We start from the raw sequence: 5,249 nt of genomic DNA, 5'->3' as shown, positions 1-5,249 counted from the left end.
AAAATCGAAGCGGGGGACCGTAGTGTCGACCATGGCGGACGTGGCAGCGCGAGAGCGGATGTGGGGTTGGTCTAAGCTCGACTTTGCGCATTTTCAGGCGGCGTAGCAGGCGAGGTCTGCGAGGCGGTCGTAGATATGCCCCGGTATTTTCGACAGATCGGTCTGTGCCGGGGATGTCGTGAAAGCCGCTTCAGCCCAGATCTGACGTCGAACGGCGGCGATGGCATCGGCAAAGGTGAGGCTTGTCTTGCGGTACCACTTGGCAGATCGCACGACGAGCGCCTGTGACTGGTGAAGATCGTCGGCCCCGACGGTGATGAGGGCGTAGAGACCGAGCAACACCGGTGTGGTCCGGGCGATGGCGCGATCGGACCATTGCCGCTGCGTTTCGACGCCGAGGTGGCGACGGACCTCGGCGAAGGTGACCTCGATGGTCCAGCGTCGGACGAACCACGACAGGATGTCTTCGGGGCTGGCACCCTGATCGGTACACAGGAAGGCTTGTGGCCTGAAGAGACCGAGAGGGTCGCGCACCAGAAGCCATCGGAGCGGCACGATCGGCCGACCTGGGTGGCTCCACACCGCGATGCCGGTGGCGACCTCCACGCGTCGCTCGGTCTCGCCATACCAGCCTTGGACGATCAATGTTTTCCAAGCCGTCTGCGGATCGAGGAGGCGCTGGGCCAATGTCGGGAGCCGCTCGCCGTTGCGCCGCGGTCGCCCGATCGTGCCGGTCTCGCGCGGCGCCATGAGCCCGAACAGGCGTGCATCGAGCCTGAGCCGCGTCACGACGCTGACGCGGGTCCGCACCGCGGCCAGCAGATTGATGGCCGCAAAGGCGCTGTCCGCCACGACCACGATGGCGCGGCCCGGCAGCCAGCGGGCGATCTGCAGCATCATCTGGCGGGCGCCGTCGACCAGCGTCTTATGCCTGACCCGGCTCACCGCTGCGGCGCGCTCCGACGCCATCAGCACAGTGAGGAAGGGCAACGCCCACACGCGACCCGCCCAGGGAACCGGCACTAGCAGCATGGCCGACAGCCAGCGCAATCCGCTGGCCTTGACGAAGTGCCCGTGGCTCGACCTTACGGGGTCCCGATAGATGCCTCGGGCCTTGATCTTGGCACCCCATCGCCGCTCGATGGTGTCGTCCAGGCCGATCACCACGGGTCCAGAAGAAGCGAACCGGTCGACCAACATCAGAAAGAGGATGCGGGCGGCCGCCAAGGCAGACCAGCGGCACCGGTTCAGCACGGCATGGTAGAGGGCAAACCCGGCATCGGCGCTTTTGCCGGTGGCGCGAAGTGCAGCGCTTATGGTTCGCCGATGCGGCGTCAGAATTGCGCCCTCGACCAGAACGCGGGCGCGCTGCCAGGTCGGACGCGTGAACAGCACCTGAAACGGAACCAGCCAGTCCGCTAATCGGCGATCACAAGCAGGGACAATCATCACGTCGCTCCCCAAGCAGGTTACCTGCTTGGGGAATCCAGAGCCGTCGGAATCGACTCAGCGCCGGGCTTCAAAATGCGCAAAGTCGAGCTAAGAGTCCGTCCGATAAGTCATGATCGGGCCAATCTGCGGATCAGGATCATGACGGAAGCGGCGTAGAGGAAGGCTTGAGCGGAGGCGAGGGTTGCCTCGGGGTCTTTCCAGAGTCTTCGGTTTCGGCTGATCCAAGCGAAGAAACGCTCGACCACCCAGCGGCACGGGTGAACGGCGAAACCAACCTGGTTGGGCGGTTTGCGCACGATCTCAATGTCGACGAGGGTCGCCATTGCCGGGCGTTCGCCGGCATAGGCCGCGTCGGCAAACGCCTTGGTGATGAACGGAAAGGCGCGGCGAGACAGTTTGAGAACCGGGACGGCACCGTCGCGATCCTGCACGCTGGCCGGTTGCGGCTCAAGGATGAGAGCCCGGCCATCGGTGTCGACCATGCGCCGAGAACCACATCAAATCCTGGAAAACGCATCTGGCTGCCGACCGCACCTCCTGCACCAAGGCCACCGCCAACCAGTTCCGCCTCTTCCTTCACGCCGGAGCCTATTGGCTTATGTGGGGCCTCAGGATGTCCATGCCGAAACGATCGATGTGGCGCGTCGCGCAATTCGACACGCTGCGCCTGCGCCTGATCAAGATCGCGCCCTCCACTCGCCACTCCACCCTGCTTCGCAGGGCGGAGCCTCTGGCTCCTTCCGCCCGTGTGGTCGAGATGAAGACGCAGGTGCGGCTGCATCTGCCCACGACATGTCCGACACAGGCGATCCTGCGCCTCGTCCTCGGCCGCATCCCGCGCCTCGCGACGTGACAAACCGGGCGCTCAAGCCCCTCCTTTGCCCACCCTGCAACCCCGAACCTCGGCACAACCCGCCCAGCCAGCCCCCATCCTCAGGGGACGGAAAGCCGTGTTCCGCAAGCCCAGATCACCGCCGCAAGCCGGCAAAATCGCCGAGCGGTAGAGTCGAGGATGGCGCGGTAGCTTGGGCCATGCGGCAACGCCCCGTTTCCCATCACCGCTCATCAAACCGGACGTGCGGATTTCCCGCATCCGGCTTTCCGACCGGCTTCACCGCGAGGCCCACGGCGGAGGCCCAACATGCACGCGTCTCAGATGCAGCACGCCGAGGGGGCCGAAGACCTCCCCGTAGGTGAACCTGCGTGTGCCGCGTCCTTGCACGTTGTGCCGCCTGACGAGGAAGTGACGCACGCTCTCATAGACGTGGTTATCGACCGCCCGGTAGGCCTGAAGCCGCGTGCCGTAGCCGAAATAGCCCGACCAGCCGCGCAGAAGCCTGTTCAACTGGAGACGGACCGCCGGCCATGTCCCGTGGTTGCCCGGCACCAGAAGGTCGCCGACCTTTGTCTTGAGACGCTGTACGCTCTTCTTGGACGGGCTCGCGCCCAGGTACCAATGGCCATCTTTGCGGAAGCGGTGCGGCCCGAACGTGTAGCCCAGGAAGTCGAAACTTTCCTGTCGGGCGTCCTTCACCGAGGTCTTGGCCTCGTTGAGCGTCAGCCCGAGCCGCGCCATCACCGACCGCGTCCACGCCAGGGCCTCGGCCGCGTGACCGCGGCCCAGTATGACAAAGTCGTCGGCATAGGAGATGACACGGGCTCGGAACACGTCGTCCCGTCCCGTTATCCGCCAGTGCTTCAGGAAGCGGTTCATGTAGATGTTGGACAGCAGCGGGCTCACGACACCGCCCTGGGGCGTGCCGGTCCCGCTGTCACGTCCGCCACTCATGCGCCGCATCCCGTCGCCGTCCCGCTCTTTCCACCGGCACCTTGAGCCACAACCTAATCAGGTGCAGCACGTGCCGGTCGACGACGCGGCGAGCGACCGATCGGAGGAGATCGTCGTGCGGGATCGTGTCGAACGAAGACACCACAGACTACCCATCTCCAAGAGCTTCCGGCTTCGGTCATCGTCACCCGTCGACGACATACATTCGAAGGACGCAGCCTCGCCGTCATCGCCAGCCTGACCCGGCGGGGCATTCCGTTGTATTTGGCGGTCCTGCCCGACGGCAGTCGATCCCTGATCCCAATCGCCTGGACGGACGGGGCTGGCCGCGAAGGTGTCGGATCAGAAGCACCACCCAACGCTTGCGAGAACGACAGCGAGGATCTCGGCACGATCGATGATTTGCTCAAGGCGCGGGCCATCGTGGACGCTCTCCTGCGCCGGCTCACCGAGTCGGTCCCCGGATCGGAGGGCGAGCATGCAGTTGGAGATAGCGTTTCCCGATCGGCCGCCGCCGCCGATCTCCCCAACAGATCTCTGGGACCAGATCAATCCCGAGGCCCGGGTGGTGGCGCTGGAGACCCTCTCCCGCCTCATCGCGCAGTTGCTCGCGGCAGCGTCGGCCGAGGAGACCTGCGATGAATAAGGTCACCTCGAGCCATCTCGCCCGCATCGCCATCGTCTATCTTCGCCAGTCCAGCGCCGCCCAGGTCGAGAACAACCGCGAATCGACCGACCGCCAATACGCCTTGGCCCGTCAGGCTGCTACCCTGGGATGGCCAACCGACGGCATCATGATCATCGACGAGGACCTGGGCCTCTCCGGCTCCGGCGCAGTCGCCCAATCCGGCTTCGCCCGGCTGACCGCCGAGGTCGCCCTCGGACGCGTCGGCCTCGTCCTCGGACTGGAAGTCTCGCGATTGGCCCGCAACAATGCCGACTGGTATCGGCTCATCGACCTGTGCGGCCTGTCCGACACCCTGATCGGCGATGCCGAAGGCGTCTATCACCCGGCGGTTTTCAATGACAGGCTTTTGCTGGGTCTGAAGGGAACGATGAGCGAGGCGGAACTCCATATTCTACGCGCACGTCTTAACGGCGGCATCCGCAACAAGGCCGAACGCGGCGAACTTCGGCGCGGCCTGCCGGTCGGCTTCGTCTGGGGCGAGGCGGACGGCGAAATCCGCCAGCACCCCGATGAAGCGGTCCGAACGGCGATCGCCTCGGTCTTCGCGCGCTTCGCCGAGACAGGTTCGGCGCGCCGGGTCTGGCTGTGGTTCCGATCGGAAGGCCTGAGCTTCCCGTTGCGGCTGCATGAGAGATCGGAGCTCCGCTGGGTGGCGGCCAGCTATACGGCCATCCACCACGTCCTGAGCAATCCCGTCTATGCCGGCGCCTATGCCTACGGGAAGACGCGGCGCGAGCCGGTGCTCGACGCCTCTGGCGCGCGCAAGACACGCATGCGACATTTACCCCAGTCTGAATGGCTTGTGCTGATCAAGGAGCACCATGAAGGCTTCATCGACTGGCGGACCTACGAGGCCAACCAGGCCAGGCTCGCCGCGAACACCCGGCCGGGACCGCATAAGGTGGGCGGGGCCGTGAGGGAAGGCGCGGCGCTTCTGCAGGGCTTGGCCAGTTGCGGTCACTGCGGTCGCCGCCTCAAAACTCTGGCGCGCGACAAACAGGATGAGAACGAGTTCTCATCCTGTTTGTCGCGCGCCATTCAAGGTCGGGATGCGCACCGAGAAATCTCGATTGCGGCGTAGCCTGATGTCACTGCGGGACCTGATGCGGCGAATACGCCATGACACGATTCCTCAGCAGGTCGACGAGATCAACGTCGTCCTGCGCGGTCACTATGCCTACTACGGCTTGGCTGGAAATATCCGGTCCTTGTTCAAGGTGTATCGGGCTGTGGAGCGTTATTGGCGCAAGATGTTATGTAGCCGTAGCTGGGCAGGATCTCATCTGACCTGGGAGACTTTCAATCAGATCAAGGCCCGAA

Annotated in this window: 5 protein-coding genes and 2 pseudogenes; 4 read left to right on the top strand and 3 right to left on the bottom strand. The window is 64.7% G+C overall.

The features are described 5' to 3' along the window. Nucleotides 1-93: 93 nt before the first annotated feature. Both M8523_RS35705 and M8523_RS35700 read right to left on the bottom strand, forming a co-directional pair. On the bottom strand, nt 94-1,449 hold the full coding sequence (locus M8523_RS35705) for an IS701 family transposase (RefSeq protein WP_282589546.1): 1,356 nt from the start codon (nt 1,447-1,449) through the stop codon (nt 94-96). A 110-nt stretch (nt 1,450-1,559) separates the two neighbouring features. After that, a pseudogene (locus M8523_RS35700) lies at nt 1,560-1,934 on the bottom strand (transposase); the annotation flags it as partial. 2 nt (nt 1,935-1,936) lie between these two features. Here M8523_RS35700 and M8523_RS35695 point away from each other — a divergent pair. Then, nucleotides 1,937-2,305: pseudogene (locus tag M8523_RS35695) on the top strand (transposase); the annotation flags it as partial. 258 nt (nt 2,306-2,563) lie between these two features. Here the strand turns inward: M8523_RS35695 and M8523_RS35690 are convergent. Further along, nucleotides 2,564-3,241: a reverse transcriptase domain-containing protein gene (locus M8523_RS35690; RefSeq protein WP_282589545.1), complete on the bottom strand. Its 678-nt coding sequence runs from the start codon at nt 3,239-3,241 to the stop codon at nt 2,564-2,566. 478 nt (nt 3,242-3,719) lie between these two features. Here M8523_RS35690 and M8523_RS35685 point away from each other — a divergent pair, with 478 nt between their 5' ends. From M8523_RS35685 to M8523_RS35675, 3 genes are all read left to right on the top strand, one after another. After that, nucleotides 3,720-3,887 carry a hypothetical protein gene (locus M8523_RS35685; RefSeq protein ID WP_282589544.1) on the top strand — a complete coding sequence of 56 codons (168 nt, stop codon included), beginning with the start codon at nt 3,720-3,722 and terminating at the stop codon, nt 3,885-3,887. Further along, nucleotides 3,880-5,010, top strand: coding sequence for a recombinase family protein (locus M8523_RS35680; RefSeq protein ID WP_282589543.1), 1,131 nt, complete (start codon nt 3,880-3,882; stop codon nt 5,008-5,010). Before M8523_RS35685 ends, M8523_RS35680 begins: the two co-directional genes overlap by 8 nt. Nucleotides 5,011-5,014: 4 nt before the next feature. After that, the coding region (locus M8523_RS35675) for a group II intron maturase-specific domain-containing protein (protein WP_345894367.1) at nt 5,015-5,249 on the top strand (235 nt) is incomplete at its 3' end.

This window comes from Lichenifustis flavocetrariae (assembly GCF_026130545.1).
Lineage (GTDB): Bacteria > Pseudomonadota > Alphaproteobacteria > Rhizobiales > Beijerinckiaceae > Lichenihabitans > Lichenihabitans flavocetrariae.
The sequence above is the reverse complement of the archived record's forward strand: the minus strand, read 5'-3'. Positions and strand labels throughout refer to the sequence as shown.

Coding starts and splice junctions, on each gene's coding strand:
- M8523_RS35685 (WP_282589544.1), top strand. CDS start 3,720: ATGCAGTTGGAGATAGCGTTTCCCGATCGGCCGCCGCCGCCGATCTCC.
- M8523_RS35705 (WP_282589546.1), bottom strand. CDS start 1,449: ATGATTGTCCCTGCTTGTGATCGCCGATTAGCGGACTGGCTGGTTCCG.
- M8523_RS35690 (WP_282589545.1), bottom strand. CDS start 3,241: ATGAGTGGCGGACGTGACAGCGGGACCGGCACGCCCCAGGGCGGTGTC.
- M8523_RS35680 (WP_282589543.1), top strand. CDS start 3,880: ATGAATAAGGTCACCTCGAGCCATCTCGCCCGCATCGCCATCGTCTAT.